Raw genomic sequence first — 17852 nt, forward strand, 5'->3', positions numbered from 1 at the left:
TCCCTTTAACGGGGCTGTTCGATTGATCCAAGCCTTCCCCAAGTGCTTCCGGATGGCCCCTTTTTCTTTTGGAGTTGGCCATGAGCGCTACCCGTCACGCCCGCGTCATCATTCTCGGTTCCGGCCCGGCCGGCTACAGTGCCGCCGTGTATGCCGCCCGCGCCAACCTCAAACCGCTGCTGATCACCGGCATCCAGGCCGGCGGCCAGCTGACCACCACCACCGAGGTCGACAACTGGCCGGGCGATGCCCACGGTCTTACCGGCCCGGCGCTGATGCAGCGCATGCAGGAGCATGCCGAGCGTTTCGAGACCGAGATCGTCTTCGACCACATCAATGCCGTGGACCTGGCCGGCCAGCCCTTCACCCTGGTCGGCGACAGCGGTACCTACACGGCTGATGCGCTGATCATCGCCACCGGCGCCAGTGCGCGCTATCTGGGCCTGCCGTCCGAGGAGGCCTTCATGGGCAAGGGCGTGTCCGCGTGCGCCACCTGCGATGGTTTCTTCTACCGTAACCGCGAAGTGGCGGTGGTCGGCGGTGGCAATACCGCCGTGGAAGAGGCGTTGTACCTGGCCAATATCGCCAGCAAGGTGACCCTGGTGCATCGCCGCGAGACCTTCCGCGCCGAGAAGATCCTGCAGGACAAGCTGCGTGCGCGCATCGCCGAGGGCAAGATCGAGTTGCGCCTGAATGCCGAGGTGGACGAGGTGCTGGGCGATGCCGGTGGCGTCACCGGCGTGCGGCTCAAGCACAACGACGGCGCCAGTAGCGAACTCAGGGTCGATGGCCTGTTCGTCGCCATCGGCCACACGCCCAACACCTCGTTGTTCGAGGGCCAGCTGGCACTCAAGGATGGCTATCTGGTGGTCAACGGCGGTCGCGACGGCAATGCCACCGCGACCAGCGTGCCCGGCGTGTTCGCCGCCGGCGACGTGGCCGACTCGGTCTACCGCCAGGCCATTACCTCGGCCGGCGCCGGCTGCATGGCGGCGCTGGATGTGGAGCGTTACCTGGACTCGCTGTGAGCTAGCCGGGGTCTACGTTCATTCGCCCGCGACCGGCGTGCTTGGCTTTGTACAGCTGTTCGTCGGCATCGCGTACCAGTTGGGTCGGATCGGCCTGTGCCGATGGCACTAGCGTGGCCACGCCGATGGACAGGCTGACCCTGTCGCCCACGTCCGAGAGGGGGTGGGCGATTGCCAGCGCCTCGACTTCCGTGAGCATTTTTCGGGCGATCAAGATGGCGCCCTCCTGCTGGGTATCCGGCAGGAGGCAGGCGAATTCTTCGCCACCGTAGCGCGCCACCAGATCAGAAGGGCGGCTGGTGGCGCCAGCGAGGGCCATGGCAACCTGCTTGAGGCACAGATCACCCTGCTGATGGCCGTAATGGTCGTTGTAGCGCTTGAAGTAGTCGATATCGATCATCAGCAATGACAGCGGGCTACCACTACGGCAAGCCTGGGCCCAGGCATTGTTGAGGTTGTCGTCGAAGCAGCGGCGGTTGGCAATCCCGGTCATGCCGTCGAGCCGGGTCAGGCTGCGCAGGTAGTCGCTCTGTAGCTTGAGGGTGAGGTGAGTCTTGGCTCTTGCGCGTACGATGTTCGAGTTGAAAGGTTTGCTGATGTAGTCGACAGCACCCAGTTCCAGGCCGAACGCCTCGTCCTCCTCCTCGCCCTTGGCGCTGACGAAAATGATGGGAATGTCGCGGGTCAGCGGGTCAGCCTGCAGCTCACGGCACACCTGATAGCCGTCCATGCCCTCCATGACCACGTCGAGCAATACCAGGTCGGGGCGCTGCTCCCGGCAGATGGCGATGGCCTGCTCACCGCGGGTGGCCATGAAAACATCGTGATCATGGCGAAAGAGTTCGTTCAGCACCCGGATGTTCAGGGGCTGATCGTCGACCACCAACAGCTTGGGGCGAATCTTGCGGTGCTCTATCCAGGACTCCATCTCAGGCTCCTTGAACGGCGGTGAGGATCGCATGGCAGAGTTGTCGTGCCTGCTCGAACTCTAGCAGTTCGCTGGCCTGCAGCAGTTCGCTGTAGCTGTCGCGCCAGTTCTCGGGCACTGCCGCCGCCAGGGTCTGCGCCTGTTCGAGTGCCTGCAGGTTGCCGCTGGCCAGCAGGTCGTGCAGGTGTTGCAGCTCCGAGATCCAGTCATTGTCGCTGCTTGCGGGCAGCGGCGAGGTGGCCGGCTCGCTCTCGGTAAATATCTCGTTCAGCTCGCGTACGCTGCTGGCGAGCAGTGTGGTCAGTCCTTGCAGCCAGGTCGGATCGGTCAGTGGGGTGGCAAGTGCGCTGTCCTCGCTGTGCTTGAACGAGTGCTCCCATCGCGCCGCTTCCGCTGCCAGGCCGCTGGCCCCCATGGTGCCGGCACTGCCCTTGAGCGTGTGCAAGGCCATCAGCACACCGGGGCGGTCATTGTTAGTCGCACAGGCCGCCAACTGCTCGAGCTGCCTGCTCATCTGCGTGTCGAAACTGCTCAGCATGTTGCGCAGCAGTTGCCGGTTGTTGCCGAAGCGGCGTAACAGCGACTCGCGTGATTCGATCAGGCCGCCGGCGCTATCTGTCGGCGTGCGGGTGGGGCTGTCAGGCACTGCTCGGCCGGTCCAGTGCAGCAGAACCTGTACCAGTTGTTCGAGGTCTATGGGTTTGCCCACGTGCTCGTTCATGCCTGCCTCCAGGCAGTTCTGTCTGTCACTTTGCGAGGCGTTGGCCGTCATGGCGATGATCGGCAGGGCGCTGAGCTGTGGGTGGCTGCGCAGAGCGCGTGTGGCTTGCAGGCCGTCCATGCCCGGCATCTGGATGTCCATCAGCACGGCGTCGTACTGAGGCGCTGCGCGCAGCACGGCATCCACACCGGCCTGCCCATCCTCGGCCAAGTGCACGCGGGCGCCCTCAGCCTGCAGCAGCTCCTGGGCGACCTGACGGTTCAGGGCGTTGTCCTCGACCACCAACAGGTTCAGGCCGACGAGACGTTCGGGTTGTACGTTGCGAACTGGCTCGCTGGTTTCCGTTTGTCCGGTCAGTACACGCTCGATGGTGCTGGACAGTTGCATGGGGGTTACGGGTTTGCTCAGGAATGCAGCGAAGGGCGCGTTGCCTTCGTGCTGGATATCACTCATTACCTCGCGGCCGTGGGCGGTAATCATCACGACCAGTGGTGGCCGCTCAAGGTGACGGGTGTTCAGTTGGCGGGCCGTGTCGATACCGTCCATGCCGGGCATGCGCCAGTCCATCAGTACGATCTGGAAGGGTTGGCCCTGCTGCGCTGCGCTCTCGATGGCCGCTAGCGCCCGTTCGCCGCTGTCAACGTAGCTGGCGTGCCAGCCAAGGTCGGCAGCAAGTTGCAGCAGCAGCTCGCCGGCCATCGCGTTGTCGTCCACTACCAGCAGGCGTAGTTCACTGTCGATGGCGCTGCAGGAGGTGCGCAGGGAGCTCTGGGTGGCCATGTCCAGTTCGATGTCGAACCAGAAGCTACTGCCCTGGCCTATCTGGCTGGTGACCTGCAACTCGCCGCCCATCAGCGCGATCAGGCGCTTGCAGATCACCAGACCGAGCCCGGTGCCACCAAAGCGGCGGCTGGTGGAGGCTTCTGCCTGGGTAAAGCCTTCGAAAATGCGGCCGAGCTGTTCTTCGCTGATACCGATACCGGTGTCGTTGATGGCGACGCGCAACTGCACCCGCTGGCCGATTCTGCCGAGCTGGCGCAGGCTGACGACCACCTGGCCATGCTCCGTGAACTTGAGCGCGTTGCCGGCCAGGTTAATCAGGATCTGCTGCAGGCACAGGCTGTCACCGAGCAAGGCCTCTGGCAGGTTGGGGTCGAGGTCGAACATCACCTCCACGTCCTTGAGGCCCTGGTTACCGGCGAGTATCACCGCCAGATCACGCATCAGCGGCTCCAGCTCGAAGGGATGCAGTTCGAGTTGCAGTTTGCCGGCCTCGATCTTCGAGTAGTCGAGGATGTCGTTGAGCAGGCCGAGCAGGGACTTTGCCGCGCCATGGGCCTTGCGCACATAGTCGAGCTGGCGTGGCGTCAGCTGCGTTGCCTGAACCAGCTGCAACATGCCCAGCACCGCATTCAGCGGCGTGCGTATTTCGTGACTCATGTTGGCGAGGAACGTGCTCTTGGCGGCATTGGCGGCGTCCGCCTGTTCCTTGGCATAGCGCAGATAGGCCTCTACCTCATGCTGGGCGCTGATATCGATGTTGATCCCGATAACCCTGATGGGCTTGCCGTCAGCATTGCGTTCTACATGGGCCCCCGCCTGAATGAAGCGCACTTGTCCATTGCTGCGCACGACGCGAAGAACCGGGGCGTAGCTATTCTCGTTGGCTATGGCCCTGAGCAGGTCGGCCATCACGGTTTCACGGTCATCGGGGTGAATCCGGCACAGCCAGTGCTCGTAGCGCAAGCCCTGCTCGCCAAGTTGCGGAGGTTGTTCGTATAGCTCGAACATCCGTTCGTTCCAGTGCAGGCTGTTGTCTGCCAGATCCCAGGACCAGATGCCGAGCTGCGCCACTTCGGCAGCCACCGTCAGTTGGTCGCGGATCGCGAGGAGTTCCTTGCGTAGGGCTACCTGCTCACTGAGGTCGGTAATGACGCCCACCAGCAACGGCTGATCAGTCGATGGCATGGAGCCGATCGACAGGTGAATGGGAAATTCCGTACCTCTTTTGTTCAGTGCGGTCAGCTCGACGGCTTTGCCCTGCTGCGAATTGCCTTGGCTGACATGGCTCTCGATCATGTCTTTCAGGCGCTCTCGTGAACTCGGGCTGATCAGGTCATACAGGACGCGCTCCCCCATTTCATCGGCGCTGTAGCCGAAGGCCTGTTGTGCGGCGGGGTTGAAGCTCTGCACGCGACCGTCGGCATGGAAGGTGATCACTGGGTTTACTGCTGTGTCCAGTATCGCGCGGGTGGTCTCCAGGCTGTCTGTCAGGCGCCGTGAGGCCTCTCTTTGCTCGGTAACGTCAACGGCGATGCACAGGTAGCCCACCAGCTGTCCTTGTCGGTCACGTATGGCATTGACTGCCAGGCTGACCAGGAAGGTGTTGCCGTCCTTGCGTACATAGGTCCACTCGCGGATGTCGGCGCCCTGGGTCTCCGCCAGGTACACCAGTGCGCGAAAACCGCTGATCGAGGTGCCGTAGGTGCCGCTCAGCTCCGTGCTGCGGCGAGCCAGTTCGTCTTGCTGATGGAGCAAGGTCGGGCTCTGCTTGCCGACCATGTCCGTGTCGCTGTAACCCAGCAGGTTCTGCGCGCCGTAATTGAATACGGTGATGGTGCCGGCGGTGTCCGTGGCGATAATCGCCACCGCCGAGGCCGAGTCCAGCACGCTGGTAAGCAGCACGTTGAGTTCGCTCAGTTCGGCGGTTCGTGCCGCTACCTGCTGCTCCAGGCTGGCATTGAGTTCAAGGATTTTGTTTTCGATGGCCTTGCGCTCGGTGATGTCGCGCACGGTTTTGGATATCCCCACTACCTGTCCGGCCTCGTCATGTATCGGCGAGATCACGGCCGAGACGTCGAGCATCCTGCCGTCCTTGCGCTTTCTCAGGGTCTCGAAGGCGTTGATTGTTTCGCCGGCGCCGACCTTTTGCAGGATCATGGTTTCTTCATGAGCCAGTTGCGGTGGCACGATCAGTTGGACCAGCCGCAGCCCGATGGCTTCTTTGGCGCTGTAGCCGAACATCTTCTCGGCACCTCTGTTCCAGCTGGTAACGGTGCCGTCCAGGGTCTTGCCGATGATGGCGTCGTTGGAACTCTCGACGATGGCCGCCAGACGCGCCTGCCCGGCGAAGATCTGCCGGCGGCGCTGGCGATTGATGCTGGAGATGCCGGCCAGCGCCGCCAGCATCAGACTGAGCAGGCCGCCGGCGATATAGATCATCTTCGGCGAGGTCAGGTGCAAGCTCTTGGCGAAGCCTGGATAGGCGTTTAGTTCGATTTGCCAGCGGCGGCCAAAAATGTCCCGCTCCACAAGGTGCGTGGCGATTGTGGTCGCACTCTCCGGCTGATTGTCCGCCTCGTACAGCACGGGGCTGTAATTGGGTTCGGTAATGTCGAGCAGACGCAGGTGCACGGCCTGGTTGTGCAGGTGCAAGTCCTGGATCATGGATGAGGGCGACAAGGGGGCGTAGCTCCAGCCCAAGCCATTGCGCGTGCGCTCGGCCAGGCTGGGCGGAGTGCTGCCGGTACGGTAGATGGGCATCAATATCAGCAGCGATTGCTGCGTTTCGCCCTTGATTGGGGACGGGGTGATCAGCCCGGTCAGGCGCGCTTCGCCACTTTGCATGGCGGCCAGGGCGACGCTGCGCAGGGCGGCGTCCGAGGCAATATCCAGCCCTACGGCCGGCAGGTTGGGCTCCAGCGGCTCGATGTACTGGATGACATAACGGTCGCCGTCATGGGGGGCAAACTGCTGGAGGTTGAACGCGGAGTGGCTATCGGTTCTGGCTCGGGCAAGGAAGGCGCCTTCCTCTGCCTGCGGCACGCGGCGAATAAAGCCGAAGCCGGCGGCGCCAGGAAATTCCTGTTCGAGATTACGGGTCTGGCTGTAGCGCTGGAAGGCTTCCCTGGTGATGCCATCATCGCCGCCGGAAAGCACGGCGCCGCGTGCGCCGCGTAGACCGTACTGGTAAATCTTGACGCGCTCGGTGATGGCGTCTGCGGCATGCGTGGTCGCGTTTTCCAGTGCGCTGTGCAACTTTTGCTGGTTGGTGTTACGCAGCCATTCGGCGATCAGTACGGTGGTGGCCAGGCCCAGCAGCAGGATCCAGGCGATGCTCCATCTTGCCGAGAGGTTTTTCTTCATAGGCGAGCTTGTCCCAGGAGGCGATCGAATGCTGCCGGCGCTTATCCGGCACTGCCGTAGCCCGCATGTCGCAGTGGTGAAAGCCGACGATGGGGGTACGGATGTATCCGGAGTGTAGGTTTCTGCCTGGGCGCCGGCTCATGCCGTGCCTGCCAGGCTCTTCAGGCGCTCGGTGGTTTCCTCTGGCTCGTTATTGAACAGGGCGGCTGCCAGACGCATCAGCACCTGTTCGCGGCGGACCTGGGTCTTGGGCAGTGCATAGGTGGCACCGATCAACTGGCGCAGCGCCATGGGCAGTCCCCACTGGGCTTTCAGGGCAATAGCGAAAGAGGTGGCGTAGTCGCTGATGGCTTTGTCGATCAGTGTCGTGTCGAGCGATCTACCTTGCGCGCTCCACTGCTGTGCCTGGAGCAATACGCTCAACTCGCCCATGCGGTGTAACAGAGCCGCGGCATGCAGGGCACCGTGGTCGATGCCACACTGGCGCGCTAGGCCGATCACCTGTTCGGCTATCCGTTCGGCGGCATTGAGGTGCTCCTGGATCAGCGAGGACAGTATGGGATCGTCGCTGGTGCAGGCCTGGCGCAATGCCTGGGCGATGGCCAGGTTGAGGCTGGTGCGCCCGCCCAGGCGTATCAGCGCTTCCTGCAGGCTGTTGCACGGCTGGCCGTCGACTTTGTAGGCCGGGCTGTTGGCAGCCGAGATCAGGTAGGCGCAGAGCGCCGGATCACGCTGCCACTCTTCGGCCAGTTTGCGAAAATCCAAGGGCGTGCCCTGGTAGGCTTGCTGGAGCTTGTCCTTGATTCCGCTCAATAGGGGGAGATCGAGGTCGGCGGCGCAGAGTCCGGCGAGGTGGTCGAGGAAATCACTTGGCGTCGGCTGCTGCGGGGTTTGCGCTTCGACCGCTGGTAACAGCCGGTCGATACAGGCGATCACCTTGGGTACCTCGAAAGGTTTGGTGATGTAGGCGCTGATTCCCAGGGGTCTGGCTGCGAGCACGCTGTCTCGATCGGCACGGCCGGTAATCATGACCAGGGGGGTGCTTTGGTCCTGCTGGCGAATGCTTTGCAGCAAGCTGAGCCCTGAGCCATCCGGTAAATTCCAGTCGGCCAGCACCAGTTGGTAACTATTCAGTTTCCAGGCACTCAGGGCGCTGTGTAGATCACCAAAGCAGTCGATGGTAGCCGTGGGTCTCGTGTTCAATACCAGTTGCTGCAGCAGTCCCGTCAGCCAGGGGTCGTCGTCCACGATCATGACGTGCATCCAGTAAGCCTCGCGAAGCTGTGGGCGATGGGGCGTTCCTTGTGCCTCACCTGCAAGGTAGCACTTTAGTCGCCGCGACAACTTTATTCAGGCATCGCGCAGCAGGTCATGCTCGTCGAGCAGGCGCCAGGCGATTTCCGGCTTGTGCTCCAGGCCGCGGCGGATCGCGGCGGGGATCGACTGGCGGGTTTTGCGGCACAGGCCCGGGTGTGGCTCGATGTGGATGGCGATGCCGCGCATGCTGCGCACTTCATTGAAGCCGGGGGCAACCTCGACGCGGATACCGAGCTGCTGGTACATGCGCTGCTGCAGGTGGCGCAGGTCGTTCAGGTCGCGCAGCTGCTCCAGGCGCTCGAGCAGGCGCTTTTCCTCGTTGCGGGTCAGCAGGAGGATGCGCAGGTCGGCGCCGGGAGCCTCCAGCAGGCGCTCGCGATCACAGTCGCAGGCGCCGGGCGGGCAGGGTTGGCGAAGCTGGGGAGCGGCAGTCATGGGCTCCGATCATAGCCAGCCTGATAGCCCTTTGTGCAAGAGCCTTGGCCCCTTACCAGGCCAGCGGTTGTTGCTGATAGTCGAGGAACAGGCAATTGCGGGTGCCGAGCTGACTGGCGATGGTCGCGACCAGACCGGCGGCACTGGTGGCCACATCCAGGTCGGCGGCGCTGCCGCCCATGTCGGTGCGCACCCAGCCCGGATGCAGGGCCAGCAGGCTGGCGGCGGGGCGGTCCTCGGCCTCGCTCCAACTGCGCAGCAGGCTGTTGAGCGCAGCCTTGCTGGCACCATACAGCGGCATATCGCTGGCGCGGGCGAGCTGCACGCTGCCCATCTGCGAACTCATGAAGGCGAGCACGCCACCCTCGATGACCTGCGCGGCCAGTTGCCGGGCCAGGCGCAGCGGGGCGATGGCGTTGCAGAGGAACAGCTCGGCGATCTCGCTGGCGCTGGCCTGGGCCACGTCCTGGTGGCTGGGCCCCATGATCCCGGCATTGAAGATGGCGATATCCAGGGGGTGCCCGTTAAGCGCTTGGGTGATCTGTGCGGCTGCGTCATCGTGGTTGAGGTCGCAGGCGATCAGGTGCAAGCGATCAGGGTAGGTCTGTTGCAGTTGGCGCAATGCTGGCGAGTCGGCATTGCGCACCACGGCGTGCACGTGTGCGCCACGGTCCAGGTAGGCCTGGGCCAGACCCAGGCCGATGCCGCGGGAGGCACCGGTGATCAGAATGTTCTGCATCGGTCTTTCCTTGAGTGGGCTGTGGGCCGGTGCGGTGCACCGGCCGTGGCCTATTACAGGCGTGGGTAGTCGATGTAGCCGACCGGGCCCTGGGCATAAAACAGCTCGGGACGCGGCTCGTTGAGCGGTGCATCCTGGGCCAGGCGTGCAGGCAGATCCGGGTTGGCGATGAAGGGGATGCCGAAGGCCACGGCATCGGCCTTGCCTTCACTCAGCCAGGCGTTGGCCTGCTCCTTGGTGAAACGCTCGTTGGCGATCACCAGGCCGCCGAACTGTTCCTTGATGAACGGCGTCAGGCTGTCCTCGCCTTGCTTTTCACGGGTGCAGATGAAGGCGATGCCCCGCTTGCCCAGTTCGCGGGCCACGTAACCGAAGGTCTCGCGCGGGTTGGCGTCGCCCATGTCGTGGGCGTCCTGGCGTGGTGCCAGGTGCACGCCAACGCGGTCCGCGCCCCAGACGCCGACCACGGCATCGGTGACCTCCAGCAGCAGACGTGCGCGGTTCTCCGCCGAGCCGCCGTACTGATCAGTGCGCTGGTTGGTGCTGCTTTGCAGGAACTGGTCGAGCAGGTAGCCGTTGGCACCGTGGATCTCGACACCGTCGAAGCCGGCGGCCTTGGCGTTTTCGGCACCGTGGCGATAAGCCTCGACGATGTCGGCGATTTCCTCGGTTTCCAGGGCGCGCGGAGTGACGAATTCCTTCATCGGGCGTACCAGGCTGACGTGTCCGGCCGGCTTGATCGCGCTGGGGGCGACCGGCAGTTCACCGTTCAGGTAAACCGGGTCGGACACCCGGCCGACGTGCCACAGCTGCAGGAAGATGCGCCCGCCATTGGCATGGACGGCACGGGTGACATTGAGCCAGCCGCGCACCTGGTCTTCGGACCAGATGCCGGGAGTGTCCGGGTAGCCGACACCCATCGGCGTGACCGAGGTGGCCTCACTGAGAATCAGGCCGGCGCTGGCACGCTGCACGTAGTACTCGGCCATCAGCGCGTTGGGCACGCGACCCTCGTCGGCGCGGCAGCGGGTCAGCGGGGCCATGATGATGCGGTTGGGCAGCTCCAGGCTGCCGATCTTGATGGGGTCGAACAGGGTAGTCATGGTGAAGCCTCCGGGTCAGTCAAACACGGCATTGGCGAGGTTGTCGCCGCTGCGGGAAAGGTTGAGCAAAGCGACGATCAGCGCGGCGGCGCCAAGCGCGGCAGCAGCGATGGGCACGGCCGTCAGGCCCAGGCCCTGGGCGATCACTACGCCGCCCACCCAGGCACCAAGGGCATTGCCCAGGTTGAAGGCGCCGATATTCAGGGTGGCGACCAGGTTTGGAGCGCTGTGGCCGAAATTCATTACATTGATCTGCAGTGCCGGCACGGCGGCGAAGGCAGCCATGGCCCACAGCAGCAGGTTGAGTTCCAGGGGAATCAGGTGCGGGCTGCTCCAGCGCACCAGGGCGCTGAAGATGGCCAGCGCCAGCAGTACGCCGACCAGGGCGGCGGCCAGGTTGCGGTCGGCCAGGCGCCCGCCAATGACGTTGCCGAGGGTCAGGCCCAGGCCGATCAGCAGCAGCGTCCAGGTGATGCCGCGCGGCGATACGCCGGTGACGTCGCCCAGCAGTGGGGCGATGTAGGTAAACAGGGCGAACATGGTGGCGGAGAACAGCACCGTGGTCAGCAGGGCCAGCCACAGGCCGCTGCCGCGCAGGGCGCGCAGCTCGCTGCGTATGTCGCTGCGATGCTGTTCGCGTGGTTTGGGCAGCGCCCAGAGCAGGCCGGCGAAGGCCAGCAGGCCGATGCCGGTCACCGCCCAGAAGGTGGCACGCCAGCCGGCGTATTGGCCGAGCGCGGTGCCCAGCGGCACGCCGAGCACGTTGGCCAGGGTCAGGCCGGTGAACATCAGGGCCACGGCCGAGGCGCGGCGGTTCTCCGGCACCAGGCTGGCGGCAACCACCGAGCCGATGCCGAAGAAGGCGCCGTGGCACAGCGCGGTGACAACGCGGGCGAACATCAGCAGCTCGTAGTCGGCGGCGGTGGCGCACAGCAGGTTGCCCAGCACGAAGACCGCCATCAGTACCAGCAGGGCCAGCTTGCGTGGCCAGTTGGCCGTGACCAGGGCCATGAAGGGCGCGCCGAGGGCCACGCCCAGGGCGTAACCGGTGACCAGCCAGCCGGCGCCGGGGATGGACACGTCGAGGTCGGCGGCGACTTCGGGCAGCAGGCCCATGATGACGAATTCCGTAGTGCCGATGGCAAACGCGGACAGCGCGAGGACGAGAAGCGGTAACGGCATCGGGCCGGCTCCTGAGTGATTCGGGTAAGTTGTCCTGCCGCAGCAGGTCGTTCTTAGAGTTGGGCGTCGAGGTCGTGCAGGAAGGCCTGGATGGCGTCCTCGTTGCGTTTGTAGAAACTCCACTGGCCGACCTTGCGGCAGGTCACCAGGCCGGCGCGCTGCAGTGTGGCCAGGTGCGCGGAAACACTCGACTGCGACAGGCCGCAGCGCTCGAACTTGCCGGCGCAGACGCCGAGTTCCAGCGGGTGGTCCTGGTCGGCGAAGTGCTTTTCCGGCTCCTTCAGCCACTGCAGGATCTCGCGCCGCACGGGGTGGGCGAGGGCCTTGATGATGTCGTCGAGGTCGTTCATGGCAGCGGGTCGTGTATCGGGTTGAGGCGAACTCTATATCGGGTTTGCCCGATATGCAGATCGTTTGTGCCGATACCGATCATCGACGGAGGTGATGTTTCCCCAGGCGGGAATGAGCGAAGGCCGCCTCAGTCGGGCAGCGCGACGAAGTCGGCCTTGGCCCGTACGGCACAGTCCGGGCAGACGAAGTCCTCGGGCAGCGCCTCCCAGCGCGTGCCCGGCGGGTGGCCTTCGTGGGGTTCGCCTGCCGCTTCGTCGTAGCAGTAACCGCACTCCGGGCACTGGTAGCGGCTCATGCCGGCTGCTCCTGCAGGCCGTAGCGGCGCATGAGCGGCGCGCGCAGGCCGGGCTGGAAGTTGATGCGCGTGACGTCGCCGTCCACGGCGCTGATCAGCCGGGGATTCATCAGGTGGAACCACAGCGGCGGCACATAGGCCACCAGGTACATGCCGAAGTAGCCGCTGGGCAGGCGCGGCAGGTCGGGGAAATTGCGCAGCGACTGGTAACGCCGGGTGGGATGGGCGTGGTGGTCGGAGTGGCGCTGCAGGTGGAACAGCGCCCAGTTGGAGAACAGGTGATTGCTGTTCCAGGAGTGATGGGGCTGGCACACCTCGTAGCGCCCGCTGTCCAGCCGGCGCCGCAGCAGGCCGTAGTGTTCCAGGTAGTTGGCCGAGGTCAGCTGGAAGGCGCCCCAGAAAGCACTGAGCAGCAGGAAGGGCAGAATGCCGATGCCCAGGACCAGCACCAGACCGCCGTAAAGACCCAGACTGATCAGCGCGGTTTGCAGGATCTCGTTGCGCAGCGACCAGGGACCTTTGCCGCAGCGGGCCAGACGTTCCTTCTCCAGGTGCCAGGCGCGCAGCAGGCCGCCCGGCAGCTCGCGCAGGGCGAAGCGGTAGATGGATTCACCCATGCGCGACGAGGCGCTGTCTTCAGGGGTGGCAACGTCGCGGTGGTGGCCGCGGTTGTGTTCGATGTAGAAGTGCCCATAGCAGCTCAGGGCCAGCGCCAGCTTGCCCAACCAGCGCTCCAGTGGCGGCTTCTTGTGGCCCATCTCGTGGCCGAGGTTGATGGCGAAGCCCAGGCCGCCGCCGGTATTGATGATCATCGCCAGCACGCCGCTCCAGCTCAGTGGCTGGCTGGCGACGAACGTGACCACAGCGATGAACGACAGCCACAGCACCGGAACCAGCAGGTAGGTGATCCAGCGGTAGTAGGGATCGGCCTCCAGCTGCGGCACTTCGGACTCCGGCGGGTTGCTCGGGTCCTCGCCGATCAGCGCATCGAGCAGGGGAATGCCGAAGTAGAAGAACAGCGGCGACAGCCACAGCCACAGTTCATTGGGCGACACCAGCAGGTATAACGCCGGGCCGACCAGACCCAGCGTAGGGACGAACAGTGACAGCAGCCACAGCGGGCGTTTGCGATCACGGTAGGGCAGGGCAGCAGCTTGGGCATCCATTGTTGTTCTCTCCTCGGTTCTTCGACCTGATGCCAGCATGCGCCACCTCGGCGGGTGTGGTAACCGTTGAGGTGGGCAATAAATCGTCTTATGGTGACAGCCTTGCTGGATGCGGAGGCTGCCATGCCCTCGACCGAAGATTCCCTGCAACCCTGCCTGCACCCGATCTACGCGCGCATGCTCTGCGCCGCGTTGCAGCAGCGCGGTTTCACCCCTGAGCAGATTCTTGCCGGCACCGGGCTGGACTGGTCGCAGCTGCACGGCGACAACCGCAGCCTGTGCTTTGCCCAGATACAGCGCCTGATCCGGCGCGCCATTCAGCTGACCGACTGCCCCTGGCTGGGCTTGGAAATCGGCTGCGCCACCCAGGTCTCGGCCCATGGTCCGGTGGGCTACGCGGCGGTGGCCTGCGCCGATTTGCGCGGGGTGCTGCAGGTGGTCGAGCGCTTCAGTGTGCTGCGCATGAGCGGAATACGCCTGACCGGGCAGGCGCGGGACGGGCGCTACTGCATGACCGGTGATGAGTCGTTCGATCTGGGCGACGCCCGCGAACACATCCTGGCCACCATGGCCGGCACCGCGCTGCGTCTGCTGGATGCCGTGTGCGGTGGGCTGGCGCTGGCGGAGCTGGAGTTCAGCTTTCCCTTCGCCGAACCGCCCTGGGCTGCGCGCTACCGCGAACGTCTGGGGCAGGTGACCTTCGCCGCGCCCGCCTATGGTGTCAGCCTGCCACTGCAGTGGCTGGATCGCCCCAGCCTGAGTGCCGATCCGCTGGCCGCGCGTACGGCGCTGCGCGATTGCGAACAATTACTGCAGGGTGCGCAGCGCGGTGGCGAATGGACGCGGCGGGTACAGCTGCGCCTGCTGGCGTGCGAGGGCCGTTATCCGACCCTGGAGCAGCTGGCCGGTGAGCTCAATCTGTCCGAGCGGACCCTGATCCGCCGTTTGCGCGAGGAGGGCGTGCACTACCAGCAACTGCTCGACGAGGTGCGCCAGGAGCTGGCCTGCTGGTTGCTGCAGAACACCCCCATGAGCGTGGAGGCGATTGCCGAGCGGGTCGGCTATCAGGACAGCAGCAATTTCAGTCGCATCTTCCGTCGCTGGCTGGGCGTCACGCCCAGGGCCTGGCGCCAGGGGGCGGCGTGAACTACCTGGCCCACCTGCACCTGGGCGGCCCTGCACCGGCGCAGCTGCTCGGCAGCCTGTATGGCGATTTCGTCAAAGGGCGCCTGGACGGGCGCTTCCCGGCGCAGGTCGAGGCGGCAATTCGTCTGCACCGGCGCATTGATGCCTTTACCGATCAACATCCTCTGGTCGAACGCGCCCGGGCGCGCTTTCCCCGTGAGCGCCGGCGCACGTCGGGGATTCTGCTGGATCTGTTCTTCGACCATTGCCTGGCGCGGGACTGGACGGATTACGCGCACGAGCCGCTGTCGCTGTTCACCGAGCGGGTCTATCGGCTGCTGACGGTACAGCCGGATTTGCCCCAGCGCCTGGCCTTCATTGCCCCGCGCATGGCGGCACAGGACTGGTTGGGCAGTTATCGGGACTTCGCCGTGCTGGAGCAGGTCTTGCTCGGCATGGGGCGGCGCCTGTCGCGCCCCGCGTTGCTGGACGGCGCCATGGCCGAGCTGGAGTCGCTATACGAACCGCTGGGTGAGGATTTTCGTGCCTTCTATCCCGAACTGCAGGCGTTTGTCGGTCGCGAGCGGCGCTAGCGGCTCAGGCCGGGGCGACTTCCAGGATGTGAATCTGCTCCGGCGTCGGATAGTGCCAGCGCACCTGCACATCCCATAGCCGCACACCGTAGCGTCGCTGCGGCTGTGGCTGCTGGTAGGCCGGGCGCGGGTCCTGAGCCAGACACTGCTCGATCAGCTCGGCCAGCGGCTCGCCCAGACGCTGGGCGTGCTGCCGGGCCTGCTGCAGCGCCGTATCGTCCCAACTCACCGCGACCAGCGGCGGGGCGCTGTCGGCAATGGCGTTGTGCGCGGTGGCAACGTAATCGGCGTAGGGCACGTAGGGCTTGATATCCAGCACCGGGGTGCCGTCCAGCAAGTCGATGCCGGATAACCACAGGCGGCCCGGCTCGACGCGCTCCAGCTTCACCACCGACTGGCCGATGCCGTTCGGGCGATGGGTGGCCCGGCTGGCGAACACCCCCAGCGAGGCATTACCGCCCAGGCGTGGCGGACGCACCTTGAGGCGCGGCTTGTCCTCCAGCGCCTGGTGAAAGAGAAACAGCAGCCAGACATGACTGACCTGCTCCAACCCCTGCACCGCCTCGGCCCGGTCAAAGGGTGCAACCAGCTCCAATACGCCGCGGGCGGCAGGAGCCAGCTGCGGCTGGCGGGGAATGGCGAATTTCTCCTTGAAGCAGGAGCGCATGAAACCGATGGGATTGACGGAGTACGACATAGGGATACGCATGACGGGCTGTCCGCGCATGGTAGCGGATTGAGCGGCTGGCCAGTGGCAGCCGCTCGGCATTGCGCTTAGGAGCGACGCGGCAGCATGCGGGTCAGGGTGTTGTCACGGCTGATGTAGTGGTGGAACAGCGCTGCCGCCGCATGCAGGCCGATCAGCCAGTAGCCGGCTTCGGCGATCAGTACGTGCCAGTGCTCGATCTGCTCGGCCAGGTCGGGGTTCTTGCCGATCAATGCCGGCAGCTCCAGACCATAGAAAGGAATGGGCTTGCCCTTGGCACTGAGGATCAGCCAGCCGGCCAGGGGTAGACCGATCATCAGTGCATACAGCGCCAGGTGCATGAGCTTGGCCGGGATGGCTTGCCACAGCGGTACAGCCGGCACTATCTGCGGCGTGGGCGCGATCACGCGGGCCAGAAGGCGCAGCCAGACCAGGGCAAAGACGGTCAGGCCAAACATGAAGTGGGCTTGTACCATCAAGGTACGTCCGTCACTGCCCTTCGGGAAGAGGCTGCGGAATTCCATGGTGCAGTACACGGCGACGATCAGTACCAGCATCAGCCAGTGCAGGGCAATGGACAGGCTGCCATAGCGGTGTTCGGTATTCTTCCAGCTCATGCTGCGTCCTCGAGGGTGGCTTTGATGTGTGCAGCATAGGCAGCCTTTCTTAAGAAAGGCTGAGGACACTTTTCTCGACGCAAAAGAAAACGCCCCGATCAGTTGCCTGATCAGGGCGTTTGGTAGCTGGTTGCGGGAGCCGGATTTGAACCGACGACCTTCGGGTTATGAGCCCGACGAGCTACCAGACTGCTCCATCCCGCGGCCGCCATTCTACTGTCGAACGACTTCATGTCAACCGGTTTTTCAGAAAAAGTGTTTTTCGTTCAGATGCTTAGCGCGTGGCGGGTGATAGACTCCAGGCTTTCAGGGCATGCCACACGGGGCTTTGCGGCATTCGTGCGCAAGATCATCCACATCGACTGCGACTGTTTTTACGCCGCCATCGAAATGCGCGACGATCCGCGCCTGGCCGGCAAGCCGCTGGCGGTTGGTGGGGCGGCAGACCGGCGTGGGGTGATCGCCACCTGCAACTACGAGGCGCGGGCCTGGGGGGTGCGTTCGGCGATGCCCACCGGGCAGGCGCTTAAGCTCTGCCCGGATCTTCTGGTGGTCAGGCCGAGGTTCGATGCCTACAAGGCGGCCTCCCGGGATATTCACGCAATCTTCCGCGATTACACCGAGATCATTGAGCCTCTATCGCTGGACGAGGCCTATCTGGATGTTTCCGCCAGCCCGCATTTCGCCGGTAGTGCTACGCGCATTGCCCAGGAGATCCGTCGGCGGGTGTCGCAGGAGCTGCATATCACCGTGTCCGCCGGGGTGGCACCAAACAAATTCCTGGCCAAGATCGCCAGCGACTGGCACAAACCCAATGGGCTGTTTGTGATCACCCCGGAGCAGGTCGAGGCGTTCGTCGCCGAGCTCCCCGTGAGCAAGCTGCATGGTGTGGGCAAGGTCACCGCGGACAAATTGGGGCGCCTGGGCATAGGCACCTGTCTGGATCTGCGGGATTGGAGCAAGCTGGCCCTGGCCCGCGAGTTCGGCAGTTTCGGTGAGCGCCTGTGGAACCTGGCAAGGGGCGTCGACGAGCGTCCCGTGCAGGTCAACAGCCGGCGCCAGTCGCTGAGCGTGGAGAACACCTTTGACCAGGACCTGCCGGATTTGGCGGCCTGCCTGGAACAGCTCCCGACGCTGCTGGAAGAGCTCAATGGACGGTTGTCTCGACTGGATAGCAGCTACCGCCCGGACAAACCGTTCGTCAAAGTGAAGTTCCACGACTTTAGCCAGACCACCCTGGAGCAGGCCGGCGCCAGTCGTGAACTGGACAGCTATCGGCGGCTGTTGAGCGCCGCCTTTGCGCGCGGCAACAAGCCGGTGCGGCTGCTGGGAGTGGGGGTGCGCCTGCTCGATCTGCGCGGCCGGCAGGAGCAGCTGGTGCTGTTCGAGTAGGGCAGTAG

At 64.5% G+C, this 17852-nt stretch carries 16 protein-coding genes and 1 tRNA gene; 4 read left to right on the forward strand and 13 right to left on the reverse strand.

Translation table 11 applies throughout. The features are described from left to right. The first annotated feature begins 80 nt into the window (after positions 1-80). Positions 81-1028: a thioredoxin-disulfide reductase gene (trxB, locus tag P7A97_RS04060; RefSeq protein ID WP_277688659.1), complete on the forward strand. Its 948-nt coding sequence runs from the start codon at positions 81-83 to the stop codon at positions 1026-1028. Between the two features lies 1 nt (position 1029). Here trxB and P7A97_RS04065 read toward each other — a convergent pair whose 3' ends face one another. The 10 genes from P7A97_RS04065 to P7A97_RS04110 all read right to left on the reverse strand — a co-directional run bounded on the left by P7A97_RS04065 (position 1030) and on the right by P7A97_RS04110 (position 13411). Continuing rightward, positions 1030-1956, reverse strand: coding sequence for a diguanylate cyclase (locus P7A97_RS04065; protein ID WP_277688660.1), 927 nt, complete (start codon positions 1954-1956; stop codon positions 1030-1032). 1 nt (position 1957) lies between these two features. Further along, a complete protein-coding gene (locus P7A97_RS04070) occupies positions 1958-6823 on the reverse strand; it encodes a PAS domain S-box protein (protein WP_277688661.1) in 4866 nt (1621 codons plus the stop codon). A gap of 138 nt (positions 6824-6961) precedes the next feature. Beyond that, on the reverse strand, positions 6962-8077 hold the full coding sequence (locus P7A97_RS04075) for an HDOD domain-containing protein (RefSeq protein WP_277688662.1): 1116 nt from the start codon (positions 8075-8077) through the stop codon (positions 6962-6964). A 96-nt stretch (positions 8078-8173) separates the two neighbouring features. After that, positions 8174-8575, reverse strand: coding sequence for a hypothetical protein (locus tag P7A97_RS04080; protein ID WP_277688663.1), 402 nt, complete (start codon positions 8573-8575; stop codon positions 8174-8176). 52 nt (positions 8576-8627) lie between these two features. Continuing rightward, a complete protein-coding gene (locus P7A97_RS04085; protein ID WP_277688664.1) occupies positions 8628-9314 on the reverse strand; it encodes an SDR family oxidoreductase in 687 nt (228 codons plus the stop codon). A gap of 53 nt (positions 9315-9367) precedes the next feature. Beyond that, positions 9368-10417 carry an alkene reductase gene (locus P7A97_RS04090; RefSeq protein ID WP_277688665.1) on the reverse strand — a complete coding sequence of 350 codons (1050 nt, stop codon included), beginning with the start codon at positions 10415-10417 and terminating at the stop codon, positions 9368-9370. Between the two features lie 15 nt (positions 10418-10432). Beyond that, positions 10433-11599, reverse strand: a complete 1167-nt coding sequence (locus P7A97_RS04095) for an MFS transporter (protein ID WP_277688666.1) — start codon at positions 11597-11599, stop codon at positions 10433-10435. 53 nt (positions 11600-11652) lie between these two features. Next, a complete protein-coding gene (locus P7A97_RS04100; RefSeq protein ID WP_277688667.1) occupies positions 11653-11949 on the reverse strand; it encodes a metalloregulator ArsR/SmtB family transcription factor in 297 nt (98 codons plus the stop codon). A gap of 128 nt (positions 11950-12077) precedes the next feature. After that, a complete protein-coding gene (locus P7A97_RS04105) occupies positions 12078-12245 on the reverse strand; it encodes a rubredoxin (protein WP_277688668.1) in 168 nt (55 codons plus the stop codon). Beyond that, entirely contained in the window at positions 12242-13411 is a 1170-nt protein-coding gene (locus P7A97_RS04110) for an alkane 1-monooxygenase (protein WP_277688669.1), read from the reverse strand. The genes P7A97_RS04105 and P7A97_RS04110 overlap by 4 nt, the downstream gene beginning before the upstream one ends. A gap of 123 nt (positions 13412-13534) precedes the next feature. Here P7A97_RS04110 and P7A97_RS04115 point away from each other — a divergent pair, with 123 nt between their 5' ends. Next, the gene (locus P7A97_RS04115; RefSeq protein ID WP_277688670.1) at positions 13535-14557 is read left to right on the forward strand and encodes an AraC family transcriptional regulator; all 1023 of its coding nucleotides are present in this window, start codon (positions 13535-13537) and stop codon (positions 14555-14557) included. Further along, positions 14554-15129, forward strand: a complete 576-nt coding sequence (locus tag P7A97_RS04120) for an ACP phosphodiesterase (protein WP_277688671.1) — start codon at positions 14554-14556, stop codon at positions 15127-15129. Before P7A97_RS04115 ends, P7A97_RS04120 begins: the two co-directional genes overlap by 4 nt. 4 nt (positions 15130-15133) lie before the next feature. Here P7A97_RS04120 and tsaA read toward each other — a convergent pair whose 3' ends face one another. The 3 genes from tsaA to P7A97_RS04135 all read right to left on the reverse strand — a co-directional run bounded on the left by tsaA (position 15134) and on the right by P7A97_RS04135 (position 16656). Then, entirely contained in the window at positions 15134-15826 is a 693-nt protein-coding gene (tsaA, locus tag P7A97_RS04125; RefSeq protein WP_277688672.1) for a tRNA (N6-threonylcarbamoyladenosine(37)-N6)-methyltransferase TrmO, read from the reverse strand. Between the two features lie 77 nt (positions 15827-15903). Beyond that, entirely contained in the window at positions 15904-16452 is a 549-nt protein-coding gene (locus P7A97_RS04130; RefSeq protein ID WP_277688673.1) for a cytochrome b, read from the reverse strand. Positions 16453-16579: 127 nt separating this feature from the next. Then, positions 16580-16656: transfer RNA gene (locus tag P7A97_RS04135), tRNA-Met, on the reverse strand. Between the two features lie 135 nt (positions 16657-16791). Here P7A97_RS04135 and dinB point away from each other — a divergent pair. Then, the gene (dinB, locus tag P7A97_RS04140; RefSeq protein ID WP_277688674.1) at positions 16792-17844 is read left to right on the forward strand and encodes a DNA polymerase IV; all 1053 of its coding nucleotides are present in this window, start codon (positions 16792-16794) and stop codon (positions 17842-17844) included. Positions 17845-17852: the final 8 nt, after the last annotated feature.

Origin of the sequence: Pseudomonas sp. GOM6 (genome assembly GCF_029537485.1) — a bacterium.
Taxonomy (GTDB): domain Bacteria; phylum Pseudomonadota; class Gammaproteobacteria; order Pseudomonadales; family Pseudomonadaceae; genus Aquipseudomonas.